Genomic DNA, 24,284 nt, shown 5'->3' on the forward strand with positions numbered 1-24,284 from the left:
AATTCATAGCTATTTCATTCAATATCATTTAATTACGGGCGGGGCACCTGCGGCCCCATGGAAAACCCAACAGGCTCGTGATTTAAGTGGCAAAGGGAACAAGCGACAGGATAGAAACGAAAGCAACGCTGACTGGCACCTTGCCCAAGCAAAAAAATTCCATAAAGACATAAAAGCTGTTGCCACGTCACTGGAGGCTCTTTGTCAGCCCAAAGACAGGGCTGGCCTCCTTGACACCGTGGCAACGGCACCGGGTTGACGGCACCGGGCGAAAAACCCGGTAACGCGGCAAACCAACAAATATTTTCACGCTTCGTCACAACCGCATACACCGAATCCACCGGTGGCGGGGTTCCAACATCGAAACAGGAGATCGCCTACCGTTTCGGCGATTTGGCGGACGCGCCGACCAGCGGGAATGACAACGGCTCTTGCGGACCTCCGGCGGGGATCTCGGCCTTAAGCACCGAGTTGATGTTGTACGACTTCGGAACGACGTTGGCCGTCTCGTCAACAAGCGTCCCTGGGTCGTCGGCGTGCGGGACCTTCTTTCCGGTGGGCTGGAGGCTGTAGATCTCGACCCGATAGGGGCCGGGGCTGAGACCGTCGTCACCGGCCAGCCGGAACGCCCCGTCGGCAATCGGGCCCGAGGCGGACGCGCCTTGTTGCAGAGCGTTGAAGCTGATCGTGCCGGACGCGAGTGGTTTCCCGTCGAGCGTGACCGTCCCGTCAACCGGGAACCGTGAGAAGCCATCGGCCGAGGAGCCACCGCACCCGGCGAACGTCATCAGCGCCAGCCCAAGAACCACCGACGGCCAACCCCCGACCGCGCGAAGCGACTCAGTACTGATCACTGGAGATCACCTCCCCGCCCCGCATGGTGCTGAGAGCTTGCCAGGGGGCCAGCGCGATCGAGTCCTTGAAGTAGCGGACCGAACCGTCGCAAAGCAGGCCGTTGATGCCGCCCGAGTGCCGGCTACGAGCGCCCATGTAGAACGTCAAGGAGTTCGCGGAGTTGGTATCGTTGATGCAAGGGAGGCCCTGGCCCGGGTCGTGAACGCAGACGCTGAGGTCGGGCAGGCGACTGTTGGGACCGAAACGGGTCGAGACCTGATAGCAGGCGCTGTCGTCATTCCAGAGCCGTCCGCGGCGGTCGGTGGCGAGCGGACTTCCGCTGGGCGAGGGGGTCTGACGCATCTCCATCATCGCCAGCGTATTACTGGTTCCATCGATGATATCGGCGAAGCTGGCCCCATACCCCATGTAGAACGGAGCGGCCGCCACCTTCGTCCCCATCCCTTGATCCCAGTAATCCTTCGCCCCCCAGTTCGGGCCGTAGTTCCCCTTCGGGTCCCTCGGGTCGTTTGCCGCGCCGGGGAGTTGACCGAAGACTTGCGGAGTGTCGGAAGGGCACTGATAAATCGCGAGCCGGATCGTACGCGTCGTCAAGTTGTCTGGCGTATTGAAAGTCAAGTTCATATTATACGCATCATAAGCACTTTTTTGCTCATAATACGGTAAAAGGCCCACCACGAACGGCTGCTTGAAGGTCGTGACCTGGTTGGTAATCGGGTCGATCATGCCAAGGCCGGTGAGCGGGTTGCGACCGACGCCGATGGGGAACCGCTCGTTCACCCCCTGGTAATTGTGCAGCGCCAGGCCAAGTTGCTTGAGGTTGTTCACACACTGCATCCGTCGCGCGGCCTCGCGGGCGGCCTGGACCGCGGGGAGCAGCAACGCAATCAACACGGCAATAATCGCGATGACCACCAGGAGTTCGATCAGGGTGAACGCATTGCGTCGGGTCGATTTCAATATTCTGGTCTCCGAATATTCCCACGTCTTCTCCCGGACGTCTTCGCGATGCAGCTTGCGCATTGCGACTCCCCACCGTCGGAGGGGTCGTGCCGGGTTCGGTTCGTCGGGAGGAAGGAATGAATGATCGCGTCTGCGCGACGGTGGTTCTCTCGGCGGACGTCGGCAAGAGAAAAGATGAATAGCTTGGCGTGAGCGGGGCTTTTCAGGAATAACAGCAGCGAGATAAGGCGCTTCGAGCTCCGATCGTCGGAGGAGAACGGTCCATCAATCGCAGGCATATCCTTTCAAACTACACATCGCCGCATCGCGATGCAAGGGAGCATACAAAAGAATGACATAAGACGAGGGATGGAACCAAAACGATCCCCGCGAGCGGACCAGGGCCGTTCGCGGGGATCGAGGTTGGATTCGGGCGGTTCAGGTCAGACGGTCAGGTCAATCCTTCGACGTGGTCAATCCACTGGCGGGGATGATGAACCCGGACCGCGTGGCCTCCAGACGCTCGCGACCGAGAAGCTTCGGCGCCGGGGGAACCGAGGGGAGCGTGGTATCGGAACTGGCCAGGTGGATCGTCTGGGTCGGGAAGGCGAGTTCGAGACCCAGCCGTTCAACTTGCGCGAGGATCTCCCGACTGAGCTCATCGCGGCAGGCCATTTCCTCGGTGAAGGACGGCACCCGGAAGTAGAGCTGCACGAAAAGCTCCACATAACTGGCCCCCAATCCGCCGATGTGAATCTCGACCTTGTCCGGGTGAATCCGGGGCTGGTTCGCCGCGAACGCCCTCAGCGAGTCACGCAGAGTGACGAGCTTGTCGACCGGTGTGCCATAGGCCAGCGAGAGGGTGGTGCGGAAGCGTCGGCACGTTCTGGCGCCTCGGTTGTCGATCAGGGCGGCGGCCATCACCGAGTTGGGGATCGTCAGCAGCGAGTCCTCGAACGTACGGAGTCGGGTCGAGCGGAAGCCGACGCTCTCGACCGTTCCCTCCATGTTCTGGACCGCGACGTGCTCGCCGATTCGGAACGGGTGTTCGCCGATCAGTAAGAGGGTCCCGAAGAAATTCTTGAGCGTGTCCTGGGCCGCGAGCGATGCGGCCAAGCCGACCAAACCGAGCCCGGCCAGAAGCTGAGTCAACGTTTCCCGGCTGCCAATCAGGTAGACCTGGTATGAGGCCACCACCACCAGCACGGCCAGCTTCATGCCGTTGGCGGCCGTCGGCACGATCATGTCGCTGAGGCTCCGACGATCGTGAAGCCGCTCGCTCCGGGCGTAGAGGATCATGCCCAGGTCGATCAGACGGAACGCCATCCAGCCCATCAAGCCGATCCAGAGAACTTTCACGGCGGGAATCGTCGCCCCGACGACGGCCGAAGGCAGGTCAAGCAACCGCAGCAGGTGGTAAAGGCAGAACAGGCCGATCTGGAACGAGACGGGCCGCAATTTGCCGGCGACCAGGCTGCGATCGAGATCGAAGCCACCCCAGCGCAGGCAGTAGCAGGCCAACCGCTCGATGATCCGCAGCCCCAGCCACGACACGGCCGCGCAGGTCACCAGGGCGACGGCCAGACCAATCCACTGGTAAAGGTCGAGCCCCGGCGCGGGTCCCCGGAGCCAGGCGGGCAACTGGTGGCGGAGCCAGAGCGAGGGGACCACCCGCATTGCGGGGATCGCCGTGATCGCCCTTTCCCGCGATAAAGACGCGTCAACCGGGCGGTCGGCCACGTCGCGGAACATCGTCTCGATCCGGGCGACCGTCTCGCGTGAGAACTGCCAGTCGCCGACCCGAGGCGCTTCGGTTCGCCTCACCAGATCGATCCGACCGAGGGGGCCGCGGTAATAATGGTACCGGGGGCCGTCGGCATCGGACGGAAGCTCCTCCACCGCCACCCGGCCGATCCGGTCGAGAACGAACTTGAGCTTGTAGGCCAGGGTCGGCCCTAGTTCGTCACGGGCGCCCTGAGGGACACCGTCGAGGTCGAGACAGCGGGCCGCCAGATCGAGGTCGCCGTTATCGGAGGCGTGCAAGAGCGTCCGCATGACCTGTTGGGCCGAGTGAAAGTTCGACCGGCGTTCGCGGGCGGTTTTCTCCTCGGGCGTGAGCCGCTCGAACAGGTCGGGCACGCGTGAAATGGTCTCGCGGTCGAATCGCCACGCACCGTCCTTGCTTCGCGCGAGGGTCACCTGCCAATCGGTGTCGCGGCCGAGAACCAGCGAGTCGGCCTCCCAGGTGTCGGCGACCGACAGCAAATCCACGTGGAGCCGGTGCAAGACCGCCTCGAGCTTGGCGGCCAGCCGAAGCCCCACGCTGGTGCGGACCTCCGGCGCAATCGATTCAAGTTCGAGGCAGTCGAGCAAATCCCGAGTCCGATCGGCGTCGAACTCCAACTCGTCCATCGACTCGAGGAAGAGTCGAAGCGTCTTCCGGGGCGAGCCCAGCCCGGCCGGAACGCCGGGGGGCGGCGGCACCTTCGCCGCGCGACCGGTGGCCAGAACCTCCTCACCGATCACCAGGCCGATCGTGGCGTAGCGCGGGTCGGGGGTCCGGTTGCGGAAGCCCTCAACCAGCGCATCGAGGTTGCGCAAGCTCCCGCGAGTGAACAGCCAGGCGTCCTGCCCCTCGGGAAGGCGGACCCGCTCCAGCATGATCCGCCCGCGATGGTTCGAGTGCCAGACGTAGCGGTAGCCTTCCGGGTCGTTGGGAACCTCTTGCGAGAACATGAACCCGCACCGCTGCATCACGAACGCGAGCTTCCTCGCCATCTGCGCCCCCTCGGTGGCGCGGAGCTTGGACGGGATATCGCGAAGGTCCAGACACCGGGCGGCCGCCGCGAAGTCACGCCGGCCGATCGCCGCACCGGCGAATGTGCGAATCGTCGCGGCCGGATCCGTTCGCCCCTCGGCCATCTTGGACCGGGCCTCCTGAGCCTCATGCTGCCCGATCGAGGCCAATTTCCTCAACCGCCCAATCCGCCCAACCGTGGTCGCGTCGAACTGCCAGAGTCCATCGGGCTGCCTCACCAAGGTAATCGGCTGCCCCGCCACCTCGTCCAGCAGCACGCGATCCCCCTCAGAGCGATCGGGGACTGAGTAGAGTGGGATTCCCTGGCGATTCAGGATAAATTCGAGCTGATGGGCAAGTAAGGCCGCGTCCCGCTCGCGCATCTCGGGATCGAGGCCATTCAGGTCGAGGCAGTCGATCGCGTTGACGATCAGGCTGGGGGAACGGTCATAGCCCGTGATCGCGAAGTAGAAGGTCTCCAACATCTTGCGCGGCGTCGTCCGGTTATTCCAACGCGCGGCCTCGCTGGGCTTCGCACCGGAATATTCAGGTTTCGAGGTGGCCGCTTTGGGATCGGGTGTCTGAGTCGGAGAAGCGGGAATTTCGGGGACAGAGGCTTGGGGATCAGGGGGTTGAGTGGGGACAGAGGCTTTGGGGTCGGTAGACTGAGCCGGCAGTACCGGCGACCCAAGCACGAATAGGGCCAGGGTGAGCGAGAGCTTGAAGATGTTCATGGGGGCGTCCCTGCCTCGCGATGCGGAACGAGCCAGGCGTCAGCCCCGATCCATCGCATAAGGATCGCGGGGCCTCCCGACTCGGGGGCATGGAGGATACTCGTTCCTCACATCGAATCAAGGCGAATCACAAACCCATCTTTTGCAACGACCGCCATCAACTCGAGAGTCATCGCACGAGCCCCCCTCCCTGGGGTCCTGATCTGCTTCTTTTCGGTTTTCGGAAGTCGCAGCCGAAAGACCAAGCAGACAGGCAATAGCATCAAAACATAATCCAAATCATAATAAGCAAACCAAAAAGACGTAAGGACAGTCTGCCGTATGCGACTATTGTGGCAGCGGCTCAGGATCGGGCAGCGCCGCGGCTGGCGCCCTACGATCGGGCGGACTTCTTCTTCAGGTCGATCATGACATAACACGTTTCGAGGTTAGGATTCGCGAAACTGATACGCTGTCGGATTCGAGCGTCGGCCGCGATGATCCGGCCAGCCCCGCGTGGGTAGGCACTGAGGAACTGCTCGTGGAGGGGATGTCGGGCCGAGTTCAAGTCTCGGGCGAAGCAGAGGTCGGCTCGCGGGTCCAGGCCCGCCCGGCCGACGTATTGCTCGTACTCACCCACGATACGGCCAAGCTCACGTCGACCGTGGTAGGCGACCGCGCCGACCCAATAGTCGCCGGTGTGCAGGAGGCCGAGTTCGTTGTCGACCGTCTGGATCACGTCGATCGACTCGATGAAGTGCTCCATGGCGTAGTAGAGATCCAGGGGCAAGTCCTGGCGGCGTGCGAGCCTGTGATAATAGAGCCGGATCGGTTCGAGGGTGATGGCGACCCGGATACCTTTCCTGCGTTCCGGGTCCAGGTACGTAGCGGCCTCCGCGGCGCCCAGGCAGAGGAACGGGATGTTCGACCCCGCAACATCGCAGAACAGGTGTTCCTCGGCGCTACCGGACGGCCGGCAGAGGATGGCGTAGTGCTGCCAGTAGCGCTGCACGGCCTGGGTGCCCGAGAAGTCGAACGTGCGCCGGTCGAGGACCGACCGGAGGGTGCGATAGGGGAAGCTCCCCACGGCCTCTTCGCCACCGAGGACGACCTCGGACGGGATCCCGTAGGCGTGCGCGATGAGATAGAGCGCCATGGCCTTCTCGGCGCAGTTGCCTCCGTCGCCCTCGATGATCCGATCGAGGGTCTGATCGCAGCTCTTGAACGGCGCGCAGGGTTCAAGGTAGCGGGAATAGGTCTCGTAAGGCGAGGCATGGAGATGTCCCGCGACCGCGGTGAGGAAGCGGCGGACCCGGTCCGGAGCGTCGAGCCGCAGGACAGACCCGGCCTCCCGGCCGTAGGCCTTCTCGACGATGGATTCGACGAATTTCGAATAGGCGTCGGCCCTGAGTTCCCAGCGGCGCGACAGGTAGGCCGGCCAGTTCCGGGTATAGCCCGTGCGGGACCTGTCGATCTCGATCCGGATCGGGCCGGCGGCCCGCTCGCCGTCAAGCCGATGATCCAGATCGCACGCCCGGCCGCCGATCTTGAACTGGAGGTCGGGGTCGAGATCGCCCAGGGATCCCCCATCACTCAGGAAGAACAGGCTGTCCGCGTACCGGCTCAGTTCGAGAAGTTGTCCCGCCGAGGCGAGCGTCTCAAGTTCGGCGGAGCGATAGAACGAGAGCAGGTCCCCGAGGGTCTGGACCCGACAGGCCTCCGAGCGTATGGCGATCTCCAGGGACAAGTCCCGGACTGGATCGAAGAGAACGAATTCGAAGCGGCCTGACAATTTAGAGCATCCCTCCTCCGAAGCCTCCTCCGAACCCACCTCCGCCGCCACCTCCGACGTTGGGACCTCTTCTCCCCCTGCAACTGAACAACAGGAAGGGCAAGCTCAACATGGCGATCAGGAACAGGCCCAGCGAACCGATGAGGCTCCTCCGATTCGTGCCCGAGGTAGGTCCCGCCGTGTCCGCGACCGAGGTGTCGATCGGGTCGAACCGCGCCCACTGATCCAGCTCGGGCAGGGGCTCGCCGTCGGCGTAGAACTCGAGGACGACGTCCAGGATCTTGTCGTCGAAGCTGCCGTCGTCGAACACGCTGGTCCCGAGATGACTGCGAACGGTGTCCTCGGGGTAGAGGGGACCAGGCCCGTGATTGATGTAAAACAGCACCTTACCCGAATGTTCGCGCACCTTGGCGAACAACTGCCGTAGGAGCATGCGTTTCTTCGGCAGCATCGGGTCCATGTGCAGCCAAGGCTCCAGCCAGGATGCCATCTCGGCCTCCTGCTCGGGCCCGGGGGCGATAAAATAGGTCTGGAACAGTTTGCGGAGGGAATAGCCCTCGAACCGCTCGTCGAGATAGACGAAGAAGCAGCGATCGAGGTCGAAGTCCTCCGGCGTGATACGGAGGCAGAACTGCTCCCCTGCGTACCGGTTCAGGTCGGGCGGACGGTAACTCAACGTCTCGCCGGGCGCGGTCTTGGCATAGGCACACACGGGCGTACTCCCGGACCAAGGCGTTTTCACTGATATCGGGGCCCGTCCTGGCGGACACGCCAGCCGGGCAAATTGCGAAATTCACACGAGTCCCGATCTACAACACCCTAGTGGGCATGCTCGACCCTGGCAAGGGCCATCGGATTCCCCGATCGCCCGGCGCCGTTGGGGTCAGAGGCTGCCGGGTGTTCGGTCTGGTGACGAACCCTCGTCGTCCTCCAACGAGTCGTCGCCCAGGTAGCGACGCCGATCGGTCACGCGGCGAACCTTGCGCCGGTCGAACGCCTCGTCGGTGTGGAAGTCCAACTGGAAGCGCACGAGCCCGAACTGGTAGAGGTCGTCCAGTTCGAAGATCGAGTATCTCAAAACGTCCAGGAGTTCGCGTTCCAGCGGCGCGAACCGATCGGGGAGGTCGAGCCGCATGAGGGTATGCCCCTCCGACTCGGGGAGGTCGCTGAGAGTGATCGAGAGCAGGCCGAGGTCCCCGGCGACCCGATTCAAGGCGTCAAGGACGGTTTGATAGCGGAGTTTCATACCGGCGAGCACGAAACCCTCGTGCGAGCGCTCAACGACGGTCAGCCGGGGGGAGGTCTCTCCACACTCGCACGGCCGGGTCGTGACCCGCACCACGTCGCCGACGCGATATTTCACAACGGGGTGGTCGCGTAAGTGCCAGGTCGTCAGGTAAAGCTCCCCCTGCACCGTCTGATCGTCGATGAATTCCGGCCGGGCGATCGTCGCGCCGATCATGGTCGGATCGAAGTGCCCCCCTGCACCGCAGTCACACTCGCCGGCCAATCCGCCGGTCTCGGTGGTCCCATAGAAGGAATAGACGCGGCAGCCAAGCGTCTCGGCAACCTCCCTCCTGAACCCGGAGTGCATCGGCTCGCCCATGAATATGAGGGAACGGATGGGCGACCGGCGGTGGGGCCAAATCGACCGCAGGTGAGGCCAGGACCGGACCAGGAGGCTCGGTAGGGTGAGGAATACGTCCGGCGCGAGGCGTCGGATCGGCTCCAGGGACCGCCCGTAATCTCGATTGAGGTGGAGGAAGGTCGACCGCCGGACTCCCAGGTCCCTCGCGGCCCGGAAGTAGAAGTCGTAGATCTCGGGGAATCCGACGTCGGCGCAGACGAACGTATCCCCGCTCCGCATCCCGGCCCTGCGGAAAACCTGCTCGGTGATCGCCTGCTCGGCGAGCTCGTCGGCCGGGGTTGCCAGCCGCAGGACGCACTGGCCGGTGGACCCCGAACTGTAGTCACAGACGAATCGGTCGCCGCTCAGCCGCGAGAGCGCCTCGGGCTGGAGGATGTCGCGGTAGTCCTCCCGGCTCGTGTGCGGGAATCGGCCGAGGACGTCGACGGGCGAACTCTCCGGGAACAGCCCCGAGCCCTCCATGACGGCGCGGTAGTGGCCAAATTCCCGGTAGAGCAACGCGAAGAATCGCCTCATCCGATCGAGGTCGCGCTCGCGGAGCCCGAGGAGGCTCACCGACCCGTCCTCATGACGATGAAACCGAACCATTAGGAGGCTTCCCGCTTCGGGGCGTCTGCCGTCGGCACACGCTGACCGAGGCCGTAACGGACAAGGGGGAAACACGTGAATTGCAGCTTGCTGACGTGCGAAAGGAGGGACGCCGGGGCGACCTCGATCAGCAGTTGTTCCGCGTCGTAGTCGTACCAGGGCCGGCCGACAGCTCGCGATCCGATGAGGTCGACCTCGTCGGCGTAGAGCAGCGAAGGATATTCGAGATCGTCGATCGGGCGATCACCGCAATGCTCGACGAGCATCACCGTGTGTCGCGGCCGCTCGAGCGAGTGGCGCAGGTGTCGCCTGCTTGTCAGCACAACATAGTCAGGATCGTGGATCGCGACATCCCCCCGCAGATCGTCGCCCGCTCCGCTCAAGTAGGACACGGAAGCCTGGAACCCCTCCCAGTAGATCCCCTTGGCGAATTCGCAGGCGAACGGCCCGCGCCGCCCATCGGTCACGATCAGGAATCGCGGGGACGCACCGAAGTCGACGCCAAGATCTTTCAACGCCCGGACGATCCGCCGTTGCCTTAGCACGAGCTCGGCCTCGTCCTCGGGGACGGTGAACGGGAATCGGCTCGCGTCCTTGAAATACGGCGGCAAGATCCCGATCATCGCCTCCCGGTCGACAACGCAGTCGAGCAAGCCAGCCGCCCGGTGATAGTCCGAGACCGAGACGTACGGGATCTCGGAAACGTCGGCCGGCTCCGCCCCGTACACCTCGCTGTAGAATCGAGTCAGTCGAAAAGCCTTGCCGGCTGTGGCGATCAGCGCGTCCTCGACATCGAACATGAACCACTCCAGGACGAAACTTCGTATCACCACACGCGATTATACCTAACCGACGATCCATGCCGACCCGCGTTCCCGCCCCTCTTCCGTCGGGCGATTCGGAGCAGCGCGACCAACTTCATTCCGGCGGGATTCTCCGGATGTCACCGGACGATCTCAGTGCAACAGCCGCAGCCGTCAGGCCAAGCGTGCAGACCGCGAAGATCAGCGCGTTGGGCGTGCGGATGGTCCAGGCGGCCCAGGGCCAGGGCAAACGGAAGAATGCGAAATTCAGCATAAAATAGAGCCAGGTGGTCAGCAGCAACCCGGTGGCCGCGAACCGCGCTGCCGACTGCCCTGCCCGCCCCTGCCGGACGAGCCTGAGCGCCCCCCCAAGAGCCAGGCCGAGCGGTATCGCCACGAGGAGGATCCAGCCGAGTGGGCGAGAAAGCACCTGCTCCTTATAAGATAGGGCCAGCAGGGTCTTACCTGCAATCGGCACGGCCACGATGGGCATCGCGAAGAGATAGGGCCAGTACCGCCCGCCCACAATTCCAGGGAGGGCCAGCACCGCCATGTTCGTGCCGTACGCCAGGAACGGAGACAGGCCGGGGATCAGGTGGAATTCAGCCCCGACGAGCAGGGTGAGATGGGCGACCACCATCGCGAATTCCCAAGGGGGAGCGATCGACACCGTGTCTTCGTCCTCGACATGCTCGTCCGGGATCAAGTGACGGTTCCACCAAAGGCCAAGCGCGAGACCGCCACCGCCGATCGCCCCGAAGGTGGTCTCCATCATGTTCCACCAGTTGGTGTACGTCCCGATCGTCTGCAACGGCCCTGAGTGGAACAGCTCTCGATTCCAGCCGTGGAACGCCTGGATGCACTGGCCGAGACTGAACCCGAGACCTCCCACGAGGAAGCCCACTCCGGTCAAGTTGCGGGCGAGCCGGTCGCGGCGGCCCCACTGGGCGTAGGCAGTCAGCCCGATCAGGGCGAACAGCAAGCCGCCCCAGACTTCCGGCCTTGGCTTCAGTTCAGGGCCCGCGTTCGGCTGCCAATACCAGTCGGACGAGAAATAGAGCGGTGGCAAAATCCGATGTGCGGGGTCGAACGGTCGGTTCAAGACCCGCAGACCCACGAAGATCAAGCCCATCATCGCCAGCAACAAGATCAGCATCTCGAGGGGGCGCCATCGCTTCCCACCCAGCCCGATCCCGAGGAAGGCCCCCGCGAACCCAAACCAGATCCCCCCTTTGAGAAAGAGCCCCAGCATCCCCCAACGAAACGCCGCCCAGTTGCCGACGAAGAACGGGTTGTGAGTCAGCCCGATCGTCTGGCCGTACGTCATCGACCCGCCGAAGGCAATGCCGACGGCCGTGAGCGCCACCGCCCGTGCCCCCCGCAGCGATCCCGCGTGAGGAATGAACAGCAGTACCAGCACGAAACCGAGAAGCACCCCGGCGATCATCGCGCCGGTTTCATGCCCGTATTGCCCGCGAATCCCCCACCCCATGCCGCCGGCCATCGCCCCTAATATCACCGTCCGCCAGAGATCAGTTCCGCGCCCCTGGCTCCCGTTCTCGCCCGGCAAGGAACTCAATGGGGCATCGCTTTTGTGGGTGGCCATAAGCGTGAGGTCGTCCCGTCGCTGGAGCTACTGGTGGGGGCCATTGCCGCGACTGACGACACTAGCCGGGCACTCCTCGGCGGGCAAGGGAGCGGTTCGGAACCGCCGAAAGGCTTGCAGTCTCGGTCCAGGTCGGAGATATTTCACCCCACGCGTAGAGCAAGATTTTCAAGCAACCGATGCGAGTTCAAGAGGAATGCCACACCGTGACCCAGACGAGTTCTTCGGCGTGGTTGCCGCTCGGTACAAACAATACAGTCCCAAATATCCCGAGGCTCTCTTCCGTTTCCTCGCGTCCCAGACCTCCGGCAAAGAGCGGGCCTGGGACTGCGGAACCGGCAGCGGTGGCCAGGCGGCCCGAGGCCTGGCCCCCCACTTCAACCAGGTCATCGCGACGGACGCGTCGGACAAGCAGCTCGCGATCGTCGACCCCTACCCCGGCCTCGAGTTTCGCCGTGAGCCGGCCGAGCGGAGCGGTCTCGACGATGCCTCGGTCGACCTGCTGACGGTGGCCCACGCCGTTCACTGGTTCGACCTCGATTCGTTCTATGCCGAAGCCCGACGCGTCCTCGTTCCCGGCGGCGTGATCGCGGTCTGGTGTTACGAGTTCCCGATGGTCGATCGGGGGCCCATCGACCGGTTGATCGAGGAACTCTACGACGCCGAAGCGCTGGCCTCTTACTGGCCCTCGAATCGCCGCGACGTCGATGACGGCTACATGCACCTCCCCTTTCCCTTCCAGGAACTTCGTACGCCCGAGTTTGTGGCGGAGGAAACCTGGCCCCTGGACTCCTTGATCGGCCACTTGCGCACCTGGCAGGCCCTCACCGACTCTGAAGATAACCCGGAGGCCGCCGGTTTCGTCGCCGGCCACCTGAAGCGAATCGCCGCAACGTGGCGACGAGGCCGGCGCGCGAGGCGGGCCGTCCAGTGGAAACTCCACCTTCGAGTCGGTCGCACTCCGATCTGAGAAGCGAAACGAAACAGAATCCCGCGGAGCAGGTTGCTCCCAGGAGCCTGGCCGGCCCGGCCGTCGGAATCCACACCGGCGGCCTGCCTGGCCCATTCTGCGTCGATATCCCTCAACCAACTCCACCCATACACACATCCACACCAACTCAACACGAAAATCCGCAAATCACGGCAACACCAAGACGTCTCATTGTTGCCGATTTCGATACAGGGAGATGGAATGGAGAGTCTGGAAACGATTTTGATTGCAAGCGAAAAGGACAGAATTAAAATGAGCCGTTTTCTCGAAACGCGAATGAGGCGAAGCAATGTCTGAAGTGGGTCCCCGTCTCGAAACGCTGACGTTAAAGCCCAATGGAAACGCTCCCAACAGTCGCTTTCCCGTGCTCATCTACCGGGGCGCGATCAAGACCGATCCTCGCGTCGATCTCGCCGACGTGATCGAAGCCACCTTCAGACGGAACAATTGGCTGAACAACTGGCGCGAGCCCGCGGTTTACAACTACTATCACTACCATTCGACCACCCACGAGGTGCTCGGCTTCGCGCGTGGATACTCGAATCTGCGTCTGGGCGGTGAAGGCGGACCTGAGTTGACGCTCTCAGCGGGCGATGTCCTTGTCATGCCGGCCGGCGTGTCGCACATCCAGATCGGCGAGTCGAACGATCTGTTCATTGTCGGCGGCTATCCCGACGGACGCAGTTGGGATCTGGTCCGCGACGACCAAGCCTCTGACGCGGAAACCCGGGACGCGATCTTACGAATTGCGACCTTGCCGATCCCCGACCGGGATCCGGTCACAGGTGAAGCCATGGAATTGTGGCGACAGGCGCCTCGGTCTTACGGGATCGAGTAGGAACGTGCCGACGCCCTCCTCACGAATCTGGCCAAGCCAAGCAGCGCCGCCGTGCGACCGTGCCGATCCGATGCGGACGTCGGATCCGAAACGGCGGCCCACCCCAACCAGGACCTGTTCGAATGGAATGCCCCCATGGCCATCACATAAGACCAAGGGGGTGGGCATCTGTCTTCGGGACCCAACAATCCTCGGAACAGACAGTCGGGTTAAGCCTTACGGACTCGGCGTTCCGGAAGCAAGGGGACGAAGACCAACGAACTTCGGAGCCTGTCACGTAGGAAATGCGCATTCTGCGTGGAAAAACGCATTGCTCTCGGAACCACTCCCTTGGTTCATGGACTCTTCGCCGTGAACGAATGACGGAGATCCATCATCGCTTGCTGACTCACCCGAAGCAGCCCCTCCTGGGGACGGTCGAGGTCGGCGATCAGGGTCATGACCGCCGAGAAGGCGAGGACGAGCGCAAGGATCGCCAGCGACCTCCCCGCGGCGGCCAGCCCGGAATGATATCCAATCACCGAGGTGCCGAGAATCGCCACGAAATAGAGCGCCGCCCAGATGGTTCCGGGGATCCGATTCCCCACCCCGAGTGCGAGACGCTTGGTGTGGAGGTCGATCACTTCGTTCAGTGACCCGATGAACAAGCCCACGACGATCGAGCGGGGCTCTTTCTCTCCGACGGCGACCGCATGAGTCCAGAGCTGAGCGTGCAACTCCTCGGATCGGCGGATGCTCCGGTCCAGCTTCCCCATCTCGACGGCCTCCAGGCGAACGTCCACGTATTCGCCGAGGAGGGTCCGGACCGCCGTCCGATGAGGCTCGGGGAGCATCGCCGCACGCAAGTAGGTCGTGCCAATCGCGTTTGCCTCATCAATGACCAGGACCCTTCGCACATCGAACCGCGAGGCGGCCAGCCCGAACGTGAACGCGAGCAGGAACGCGAGTAACGCGAGAGTGGCCGCCACCATCTCGCCGACCGGCGGCCGATCCTCCCATTCCGAACACCGTTGCCGATACTGCCCCAGCCGGAATCCCCCCTCGATCGAAAGCAAAACCACCGCCACGGTGGCCAGGAAAACCTCCCAGATCGTGAAGCTGTCGAACGGGCCGCCGCGGTCCATGTTGATCTCGCTCCCACACAGCCTATTGGTAAACCGGCCGTGTCCCCCTCAGCCCAGGGCCATTCCTCGGACTCGCGCCGAACCCGAAGGAATTACGGCCGGGCCGGGCTCGAACACTGGGCCTTGCTCATGCAGACACGTTTCTTTCTCCACGTCTCGTCCCATTCATCATCCACCGACCTTGTGGGCGTGGACCCTCGGGCCGTTACGATCGGTCGCGGTCGTCTTGAAATAGGAGGCCTTGCCGCCTGCCAGTGCCTCCTCGGGTGTGACGGTCGCGAAGAGGTGCATGAGGCGAGCGAGGACCCCGGTCCAGCCGGTCTGATGGCTAGCCCCGAGCCCGGCCCCATTGTCGCCGTGGAAGTACTCGTAGAACAGCATGTGATCCGACCAGCACGGGTCCTCCTGAAACTTCCGCGAGCCGCCGTAGACCGGACGGCGGCCGTCCGGGTCCTTCAGGTAGAGGGCGGACAGTCGGCGTGAGAGCTCCTCGGCCACCTGATACAAGGTCATCCAGCGCCCGGACCCGGTGGGGCATTCGACTCTGAATTCGTCGCCAAAGTAGAGGTAATAGTGCATTAACGCTCGGATGATCAGGGCGTTGACCGGCATCCAGATCGGGCCGCGCCAGTTCGAGTTGCCCCCGAACATACCGGTGTTGGATTCGGCGGGGAGGTAGGACACTTCGTAATCCTGGCCCCCCGCGGAGATCACATAGGGATGGTCGGCGTGGTAGCGCGACAGGGAGCGGATCCCGTAAGGACTCAAGAACTCCTTCTCGTCGAGCATCTTCGACAAGACACGGCGGAGCTTCACCTCGTCCAGTATGGACCCGAGCCGTCTCCCCGCGACGCCGGGCTTCGTCGGATCGTGGATCGCGGCGTAGAGCTCGGGCCGGGACTCGAGGAACCACTGGAACCGCTCCCCGAGTTCGGGATACCTGGCCAGCAACTCCCCCTCCATCGTCGTGGCGGCGCAGAGTGGGAGGAGGCCGACCATGGACCGGACCTTCAGTCGCCGCGCCTGGCCGTCGGGCAGCCGGAGGACGTCGTAGAAGAAGCCGTCCTCCTCATCCCACATCCCGGTGTCCTCTCCCAGGTGCGCCATCGACGAGGCGATCCACAGAAAATGCTCGACGAACTTGAGGGCCATCTCCCCATAGTCCGGATCCGTCATTGCCAGCTCGACGGCGATCTCGAGCATGTTCTGGCAGTACAAGGCCATCCAGGCGGTGCCGTCCGCCTGTTCGAGACACCCACCGGTCGGCAGCGGCGCGTTGCGGTCGAAGACCCCGATGTTGTCGAGGCCCAGGAAGCCCCCCTCGAAGACGTTCCGCCCCGACCGGTCTTTGCGGTTGACCCACCAGGTGAAGTTCAGCAGCAGCTTCTGAAAGCTGCTCTTGAGCCAATCCTTGTCTCCCTCCCCGCGCTGCGCCGCTTCGAGACGGTAGGTGAAGATGGTGGACCAGGCGTGCACCGGCGGGTTGACATCGCCGAAGTTCCACTCGTAGGCAGGGATCTGGCCGTTCGGGTGGATGTACCGCTCGTGCAGCATCAGCTTCAGTTGCTGCTTGCCGAAGGCCGGGTCGACGAGCGTCAGAGCGAGGACGTGGAAGGCGAGGTCCCACGCGGCGTACCATGGGTACTCCCACTTGTCCGGCATGGAGATGATGTCGCCGTTATACATATGATGCCAGTGGTCGTTGCGTGGGGAGACCTTCCGCGTCGCCTGGAACGGGTCAGACCCGCGCTCCTCGAGCCACTTGTCGACGTCGTAGTGGTAGAACTGCTTGGACCACAGCATCCCCGCCAGCGCCTGGCGCATCACGTTGGCAGCGTCGGCGTCCAATGAGCGAGGAATCACAGTGGCGTAGAACTCGTCCGCCTCGGCGTGCCTCGCCCGGATGATCGCATCGAAGCGATCACCGAACGGGCCCGTGACATTGCCATTGCCGTTGCCCTGGGTAACAGCCAAAGGCGCAACATCGGTCAGCCGGAGCCGGATCACCTGGCATTCACCGGGGCCGACCGTCAGGCGATAATGGGCCGCCGCCTTGGTTCCGGACTGCTCCGGATTCACGGCACCATCGAGGCCGTGGACGACGAAATTATCGATGCTGTCCTTGACGTACGGGCTCTGGTTCGCGACACCGAAGATCCGCCATGTGTTCGTTTCGTTCTCGGTGAAAAGCAGGGGGACATCCCCCTCGCAATGGAGGTGTCGTTCCCCGAGCTTGCTGTCGACGGCCCGGATGATGCTTGCGCCGGAGCCGGCAACCTGCTGGAGGCGCGGGCGGTCGGGGCTGTCATACCAGGACCACTGGTTCCGGAACCAGAGAGTGGGCAGAACGTGCAGGAGGGCCGGCTCCGGGCCGCGGTTGTGCACGCTGATCGCGACCAAAATGTCCTGAGGAGACTCCTTGGCATACTCCACGAACACATCCCAGTAGCGATCCTCATCGAACACGCCCGTATCGAGCAGCTCGTACTCGAACTCGTCCCGACCTCGGCGGCGCCCGGTCTCGACGAGGTCGCCGTAGGGAAACGCCCCTTGCGGATATTTATAGAGATACTTCATGTACGAATGGGTCGGAGTATTGTCGAGGTAGAAGTAGTACTCCTTGACGTCCTCGCCGTGATTGCTCTCGCTATTGGTCAGGCCGAACAGACGTTCCTTGAGAATGGGGTCCCTCCCGTTCCAGAGGGCCAGCGCGAAGCAGAGCCGCTGCTGATCGTCGGAGATCCCCGCCAAGCCGTCTTCTCCCCAGCGATAGGCACGCGAGCGGGCCTGGTCGTGGGTGAAGTAGTTCCAGGCGTCGCCGCTCTCGCTGTAGTCTTCGCGCACGGTCCCCCACTGCCGCTCGCTGAGATACGGCCCCCATGCCTTCCAGGGGGCCTTCCGCTCGTTGGCCTCCTCAAGCCGGACGTGTTCCGCGGTCACATGGCACCTGCCTTCGGTTCAGAACGGCAAATCGCGCAGATCCTAAGTCACTCCCCGAGACCGGCCCGAGGTCCTGAGTCGCCCGGAACAGCCGATGAAAAGTGCCACCGTCTGTTTCCTCAGAGGGCGTATGACTTCGCTCCGTCTTTCCATCTCCGTCGAAATCACAATCCGGGAAATTCGGATTCGAATTCCTCTTCTCGAGCGTGATGATCGGTCGCAAGGCTCCCGGTTCGCCCTCCTCGCCCCTCGTCAGACCAGCGAGGCAAAGTCTACTTCTAACTCAGCTATATTGATTATACAGGTGCCAGGCTCCACCCAGATGTCACTGTTTACGAAATGCGGGGGGGGCACGACGTCGAGGGTCGGGAGAACTCCGTCATCGACACGGAAGTCGATGATCCAGAATGCTCCCGACCCTTGGCGGACGAGTTTCGCGTGATCCAAAGGGATGCTCAAACCTACCAGTACCCGCGTGAGCCCTCCCCACCGACAAGGCCGACCGGCCGTTACCTGTGAGACGCCGACCGATCCGCTTCATCATCCGAACGTTGCTCAGGACCAACGTCCGTGTGGTCCCGATGTCCCGTCGAGTATCGCCCTGCAGGAGCACCATTTCGCCTTGGAGAAGGTCTTCCCGGTCAAAAGGCAACGAGTTCCGCTCCTCGGAAACCGAAAAGGAGCCCGGATGCCCGTCGATTTCCTGACTGTGGAGCCGCAACGGGAGCGACCGCCGCTGCGCGAGCGGTCCCTGTGGAACGGGGTCCGAGGCGGAAACCAGCCCAGACCTGAGGGGGAAAGTCGAGGGTCTTCGGCCCCTATTTTCGAGGTGTCGCAGAGTTCGCCTCGATCTTTGGGCACTTCCTTTGTTACGTTGGCCATTAGCGACCGATCTGCGCGACCCATCTCGGAGTCAGGCCGACGAGGGTCGCTCGACCGTTGATGGCAAGAGGATCCATGGCATTACTCAGCTTGCGAGACGTCAGCCTGGCCTTCGGTGGTCCTCGGCTGCTCGATCAGGTCAGCATTCAGGTCGAGCGGGGCGAGCGACTCTGCCTGCTCGGACGCAACGGCGAAGGAAAGAGCACGCTGCTGCGGGTGATCGAGGGAGAAATCCAGGCGGACGAGGGGGAGGTCATCCGCCAGCAAGGGCTGCGGATCGCGCGGCTGCCGCAGGAAGTTCCTCGAGCCCAGGAAAACACGGTCGCCGACGAGGTGTCCGGTGGCCTCGACGACCCAGGGCATGGGGTTGACTATCGGGTCGATACGATCATCTCGCGAATGGGGCTGGACCCCGACGCGCGGTTCGAGGCCCTCTCTTCGGGGATGAAGCGCCGGGTTCTCCTGGCGAAGGCCCTGGTGGCCGAGCCCGATATCCTTTTGCTCGACGAGCCGACGAACCACCTCGACATCGAGTCGATTCGCTGGGTGGAAGACTTTCTCCTCCGCTTTGGCGGGACTCTGATCTTCGTGACCCACGACCGCGTGTTCCTGGAGCGGCTGGCGACCCGGATCGTCGAGCTCGACCGCGGGGCGCTCCACGACTGGGCCTGCGACTATCCGACGTTCCTCCTGCGTAGAGAAGAGGTTCTCAACGCGGAGAGCAAGCAAAATGCCCTCTTCGACAAGCGACTGGCCCAGGAGGAAGTCTGGATCCGCAAAGGGGTCGAGGCGCGGCGGACCCGGAACGAGGGGCGAGTGCGTGCCTTGAAGGCGATGCGCGACGCCCGGCAGCGGCGGCGAGAACGCTCGGGCACGGCGAAAATGCAGGTCCAGGAAGCCGACCGGTCGGGGAGCCTCGTGATCGAAGCCAAAGGCGCCAGCGCCGGCTACGGCGACCGCACGGTGATCCGGGACCTGACGACCACGATCATGCGCGGTGACAAGGTGGGAATCATCGGGCCCAACGGTTCGGGCAAGACGACTCTGATTCGGCTCCTGCTGGGACAGTCGGATCCCCAGTTGGGGACGGTCCGTCAAGGGACCAACCTCGAAGTCGCCTACTTCGACCAGTTGAAGGCCACGATCGACGAGGAAAAGACGGTCCAGGAGAACGTCTCCGACGGCTACGACACGATCACGATCAACGGCCAGTCCCGGCACATCATCGGCTACCTCCAAGACTTCCTCTTCCCCCCCGAGCGGTCGCGAAGCCTGGCCCGGGTGCTCTCCGGAGGGGAACGGAGCCGCCTGCTCCTGGCCAAGCTGTTCACCAAGCCCTCGAACGTCCTGGTCCTCGACGAACCGACCAACGACCTCGACATCGAGACGCTGGAACTGCTCGAGAGCCTGATCGTGGAATACCAAGGCACGGTGCTCATGGTGAGCCACGACCGGGCGTTCCTCAACGACGTCGTGACCAGCACCCTGGCGATCGAGGCCGACGGGCAGGTCAAGGAGTACGACGGCGGCTACGATGACTACCTCAGGCAACGGCCCGCCGATAAACCGGCCGAATCCAAGGAACGGACTGCCGCCAGCCCAGCCAAGGAGAACGCTCCGGCCGAGCGGCCCCGCAAACTGAACGGCAAGGAACGGCGGGAACTGGACGACCTCCCCAAGCGGATCCATCAGTTGGAAGAGGCGCAGCGAGAGTTGCACGAGACGATGGCCGATCCCGCCTTCTATCGCAAGGAAGGAAGCGAGATCGCCGTGGCCAAGGAGCGGCTCGAAACCCTGGAGCGGGACCTGGCGCTGGCCTACGATCGCTGGGAAACGCTGGAGGCCCTGGCCTGACCCCCACCGAAACGTCGTCTCCCTCCCGCGATCCGCTCGAAGACTAAGGGCTTGCGACGGCTCGAGGCGCGGTCCATCATGTGGGACGCGAAGGGGCGGGAGCCCGCCCCTTGGGTCACGCGGTTTCGAACGGGTCAAGCTGGAGCCAGTTCCATGGACCAGACCTCTTCCTCGTCGGCCGAACAGCCGAAGTCAATGCCCACGCGCCGCCAGTTCGCTCAGGTCGTGGCGGGCACGGCGCTCGGAGCATTTGCCGCCCCTGCCGTCGTTCGGGGCCGGAACCTGAACGAGAAGCTCAACATCGCCATGATCGCCACCGGCGGCCGCGGCGCCCATAATCTCGACCAGTTCTCCGGCGAGAACATCGTGGCGCTCTGCGACGTCTACGAGCCGGCGGTCGACAAGGCCGCGTTGACCTTCCCGAAGGCGAAGCGGTTTGCGGACTTCCGCAAAGTTTACGACCACGCCAAAGACTTCGACGCGGTCGTCGTGAGCACGGCCGAGCACACCCACGCCTACGCCACGCTTCCGGCTCTCCAACTCGGCAAGCATGTTTATTGCGAAAAGCCGCTGACGTACAACATCGCCGAGGCTCGTGTCATCCGCCTGGCCGCTGCAAAAGCCAAGGTGGCGACGCAGATGGGCAACCAGATGCACGCCAGCGAAAACTTCCGCCGCGTCATCGAATTGGTTCAGACCAACGCGATCGGCCCGGTGACCGAGGTCCACGTCTGGGTCTCGCGAGCCTGGGGCTGGCAAGATCCGGAAAAGGCGAAGAAGCTCGATCTCGGCGGCCTCTCCACCGTGGAACGGCCCCGCGAAGCCTCGAAGATACCGACCGGCCTGGACTGGGATCTCTGGATCGGCCCCGCGCCCAACCGACCGTTCGCCGACGCCTATTTCCCCGGCCCCAAGTGGTATCGCTGGTGGGATTTCGGCAACGGCACCATGAGCGACCTGGGGAGCCACTGGAACGACCTGCCGTTCTGGGCCCTCAAGCTCCAGGCGCCTCGGACCATCGAAGCATTCGGACCGCCGCCCCACCCCGAAATCGCCCCGGCCTCCATGCACGCCAAGTACGAATATGACGCACGGGGCGACCTGCCCGCCGTCTCGCTGACCTGGCACCAGGGCGAGGACAAGCCGAAGATCTGGACCGACGGCGGGATCCCCAAGTGGGATAACGGCATACTCTTCATCGGATCCAAGGGCATGATCCTGGCCGACTACGGCAAGCACAAGCTCCTGCCCGAGAAGGACTTCGTCGACTTCAAGCCCCCCGAGCCGTTCATTCCCAAGTCGATCGGCCACTGGGCCGAATGGGTGGCAGCCTGTAAGACCGGCTCGCCGACCATGAGCAACTTCGAATACGCCGGCTGGCTCACTGAGGCCAACCACCTGGGCAATGTCGCCTATCGCACCGGCAAGAAGCTCGAGTGGGACTCGGAAAAGCTCTACGCCCCGAACGCCCCCGAAGCCGAGCCGTTCATCCGCCGCGAGCCTCGCAAGGGCTGGTCCCTCTCCTGACCCCCTCCCTCGCCCTCGTCTCGCGAAAAAAAAGAATGCAATGCACCTGTTGCGAGGGTGGCCGGCGGATCACGCCCGCCACCCTCGCGGCGCTCCGGGACCGACCTCGCTCGCGTCCACGGAGCAGCATAGCAACATCTTCCGAATCAAGTGGACGTTCGGTTCAAACTCCGGGGGGCCTTTTTCAGATGAAAATACGATCACTTTTCGTCATCGGAATCGGATTCGCCACTGCGCTGAGCGGGTTTGGCCAGGCGCGGGCCGACGAGGACAAGAGCGGCAGGTCGCTCTTCAATGGCAAAGACTTGCAGGGATGGGTGCCGATCAACGTCGCGGCCGAAACCTTCACGGTCCGCGACGGGATGATCGTCTCGACTGGCAAGCCCAAGGGCATGCTGCGGACCGACCGCCCCTTTGAGAATTTCATCGTCGACCTCGAGTGGCGTTTTCCTCAGCCGGGGGGCAATGCCGGAGTCTTCATCTGGGGCGATGCGCTTCCGGCCGTGGGTAAGCCCTACGCGCGTGGCATCGAGGTCCAGATTCTCGACCACGCGTACGCCGAGAAACGAAAGCAGGCCGGCCAGCCGACCGACGGCTTCACCACCCACGGAGACGTCTTCGCCATCCAGGGGGCGACCCTGACGCCCGACCGCCCGCATCCGAAGGGGGCCATGCGAAGCCTGCCCAGCGAGTCGCGGTCGCGGCCATCGCCCGAATGGAACCAGTACCGCATCACCTGCCGCGACGGCACGATCAAGCTCGCGGTCAACGGGAAGGAAGTCTCTGGGGGATCGGATTGCGTGCCTCGCAAGGGGTATCTCTGCCTCGAAGCGGAAGGGGCGGAATGCCACTTCCGGAACATCCGGATCCAGGAACTCCCCTCGTCGAACCCGACCGAGTCGCAGACCGCACTGCTCGACCCCGACTTCACGTCCCTCTATTCCGGACTCAACCTGCAAGGGTGGCGGCAAGACCCCGGACACTCGGGCCACTGGACGGCCAAGGATTCCATCCTGGCCTACGACGGCAAGAGCGAGGCCAAGGACAAGAGCCTCTGGACCGAGAAGGAATACGGCGACTTCGTGATGGTGGTCGACTGGCGCCTCCCCGGCAAGCCGACCCCGAAGCCAAGGGCCGTTATCCTGCCCAACGGCGACGATGCGGTGAACCCGGACGGGACCAAGAAAGTCCTCAATATCCCCTACGCAGGAGATAGCGGCATCCTGATCCGTGGAAGCGAGAAGCGCAAATCAACGTCACCTGCAACACCGTGGGCTCGGGTGAGCTCTATGGCTATCGAACCGACAAAAAAATGCCCGCCTCGGTCCGCTCCGCCGCCATCCCGAAGATCAAGGCCGACAAGGCTCCCGGCCAGTGGAACCGGTTCGTCATCACCCTCAAGGGAGACCGCCTGACGGTCGTCCTCAACGACGAAACCGTCATCGATCAGGCCGAACTTCCTGATCTCCCCAAGCGCGGGCCGATCGCGCTCCAGCACCACGGCGATCCGCTGGAATTCACGAATCTCTTCATCAAAGAACTCAAATAATCGCCCTCCTCGCCAAACTTACTGCCGACCCAATCGCCAGTGCGGTCTCCGATCGGCACTCTCTTTTCTGATAAGCTGGGGCTCCGGCACGCCAAGGCCGCGCCGGAGCCCCATGTCGCGATCAGGTTCTTCGACCACCCTCGCCGCTTGGGAACCCAGCACTTTGTCCTGATCACTGACGCGAACTGAGCGTCGCCACCTTCGCCGATCCAGCCAAATACGACTTACGATGAGGGCCGACACTCCCGTTCTCGAAGGCTGGGCGCATCCTCTCGAGGCACGCCCCAGGACTAGAGCGGTTTGCGGATGCGTTGCGCACGGTGGTTGGTCTCAAGACTCAGGAGCACGTGCGGAAACGGGGACTGGCTCCGGAGCGCAGCGGAGGTGCCTGTCCCCCTTTCCGCCGAGGCCGCCCGTGACGGCCCGGAAAATGGGGACAGGCACCCGGCCGCCAGGTCGTCCGGAAAAGCCGAGCATGGAGCGGGCCGGGAGCCAGTCCCCGTTTTCCTCCACCGTGCGCAATGCGATCGTAAACCGCTTTAAATATCGGGCAACGAACCGATCGAGGACAAGTTCCTGGCCTTGGTGACTTGGACGTAAAGCTTCGCCTAACCCGTCATAAACTTATCAACGATTTACGATTAATTAGCGGCCAGAATCCGGTTTTTCCCGTAGGGTGGGCACGGCCCACCATCCCTATCTCCTTGCTAAACCGGAGGTTAAGATGGTGGGCCGTGCCCACCCTACGGAATTGTTAGGCCGCTGATGATGCCAGGGCCGATCGCATTGCAGTAGAAAAAACGGGTTCGACGAAGTCTTATACTTGGACTGTCCG

Annotated in this window: 14 protein-coding genes and 1 pseudogene; 5 read left to right on the forward strand and 10 right to left on the reverse strand. The window is 63.3% G+C overall.

Annotated features, from left to right (window positions below; all coding sequences use genetic code 11):
* Positions 1-377: 377 nt before the first annotated feature.
* The 8 genes from V5E97_RS23295 to V5E97_RS23330 all read right to left on the reverse strand — a co-directional run bounded on the left by V5E97_RS23295 (position 378) and on the right by V5E97_RS23330 (position 11,744).
* A complete protein-coding gene (locus V5E97_RS23295) occupies positions 378-854 on the reverse strand; it encodes a hypothetical protein (RefSeq protein ID WP_406693938.1) in 477 nt (158 codons plus the stop codon).
* Positions 841-1,878, reverse strand: coding sequence for a DUF1559 domain-containing protein (locus tag V5E97_RS23300; RefSeq protein ID WP_406693939.1), 1,038 nt, complete (start codon positions 1,876-1,878; stop codon positions 841-843). Before V5E97_RS23300 ends, V5E97_RS23295 begins: the two co-directional genes overlap by 14 nt.
* Positions 1,879-2,253: 375 nt before the next feature.
* Positions 2,254-5,328, reverse strand: coding sequence for a mechanosensitive ion channel family protein (locus V5E97_RS23305; RefSeq protein ID WP_406693940.1), 3,075 nt, complete (start codon positions 5,326-5,328; stop codon positions 2,254-2,256).
* 373 nt (positions 5,329-5,701) lie between these two features.
* Positions 5,702-7,099, reverse strand: a complete 1,398-nt coding sequence (locus V5E97_RS23310) for a hypothetical protein (protein WP_406693941.1) — start codon at positions 7,097-7,099, stop codon at positions 5,702-5,704.
* Position 7,100: 1 nt separating this feature from the next.
* The gene (locus V5E97_RS23315; protein WP_406693942.1) at positions 7,101-7,811 is read right to left on the reverse strand and encodes a hypothetical protein; all 711 of its coding nucleotides are present in this window, start codon (positions 7,809-7,811) and stop codon (positions 7,101-7,103) included.
* 171 nt (positions 7,812-7,982) lie between these two features.
* Entirely contained in the window at positions 7,983-9,335 is a 1,353-nt protein-coding gene (locus V5E97_RS23320; RefSeq protein WP_406693943.1) for a phenylacetate--CoA ligase family protein, read from the reverse strand.
* Entirely contained in the window at positions 9,335-10,135 is an 801-nt protein-coding gene (locus tag V5E97_RS23325) for a hypothetical protein (protein ID WP_406693944.1), read from the reverse strand. Before V5E97_RS23325 ends, V5E97_RS23320 begins: the two co-directional genes overlap by 1 nt.
* A gap of 118 nt (positions 10,136-10,253) precedes the next feature.
* Entirely contained in the window at positions 10,254-11,744 is a 1,491-nt protein-coding gene (locus V5E97_RS23330; RefSeq protein WP_406693945.1) for a hypothetical protein, read from the reverse strand.
* 196 nt (positions 11,745-11,940) lie between these two features.
* On the opposite strand from V5E97_RS23330, the gene V5E97_RS23335 reads away from it, so the two are divergent.
* The gene (locus V5E97_RS23335) at positions 11,941-12,714 is read left to right on the forward strand and encodes a class I SAM-dependent methyltransferase (protein ID WP_406693946.1); all 774 of its coding nucleotides are present in this window, start codon (positions 11,941-11,943) and stop codon (positions 12,712-12,714) included.
* 310 nt (positions 12,715-13,024) lie between these two features.
* The gene (locus V5E97_RS23340) at positions 13,025-13,573 is read left to right on the forward strand and encodes a hypothetical protein (protein ID WP_406693947.1); all 549 of its coding nucleotides are present in this window, start codon (positions 13,025-13,027) and stop codon (positions 13,571-13,573) included.
* 335 nt (positions 13,574-13,908) lie between these two features.
* Here the strand turns inward: V5E97_RS23340 and V5E97_RS23345 are convergent, their stop codons facing one another.
* Both V5E97_RS23345 and V5E97_RS23350 read right to left on the reverse strand, forming a co-directional pair.
* Positions 13,909-14,697: a bestrophin-like domain gene (locus V5E97_RS23345; protein WP_406693949.1), complete on the reverse strand. Its 789-nt coding sequence runs from the start codon at positions 14,695-14,697 to the stop codon at positions 13,909-13,911.
* A 168-nt stretch (positions 14,698-14,865) separates the two neighbouring features.
* Positions 14,866-17,637: an MGH1-like glycoside hydrolase domain-containing protein gene (locus tag V5E97_RS23350; RefSeq protein WP_406693950.1), complete on the reverse strand. Its 2,772-nt coding sequence runs from the start codon at positions 17,635-17,637 to the stop codon at positions 14,866-14,868.
* A gap of 957 nt (positions 17,638-18,594) precedes the next feature.
* Between V5E97_RS23350 and V5E97_RS23355 the strand changes: the two genes are divergently transcribed.
* The 3 genes and pseudogenes from V5E97_RS23355 (at position 18,595) to V5E97_RS23365 (ending at position 23,449) form a co-directional block, all read left to right on the forward strand.
* The gene (locus V5E97_RS23355; protein WP_406693951.1) at positions 18,595-20,373 is read left to right on the forward strand and encodes an ATP-binding cassette domain-containing protein; all 1,779 of its coding nucleotides are present in this window, start codon (positions 18,595-18,597) and stop codon (positions 20,371-20,373) included.
* A gap of 153 nt (positions 20,374-20,526) precedes the next feature.
* Positions 20,527-21,900 (forward strand): Gfo/Idh/MocA family protein, encoded by a 1,374-nt coding sequence (locus V5E97_RS23360; protein WP_406693953.1) that lies wholly within the window; start codon positions 20,527-20,529, stop codon positions 21,898-21,900.
* Between the two features lie 188 nt (positions 21,901-22,088).
* Positions 22,089-23,449: pseudogene (locus tag V5E97_RS23365) on the forward strand (3-keto-disaccharide hydrolase).
* Positions 23,450-24,284: the final 835 nt, after the last annotated feature.

The sequence above is a fragment of the Singulisphaera photorubra genome, from assembly GCF_045290345.1.
GTDB lineage: Bacteria > Planctomycetota > Planctomycetia > Isosphaerales > Isosphaeraceae > Singulisphaera.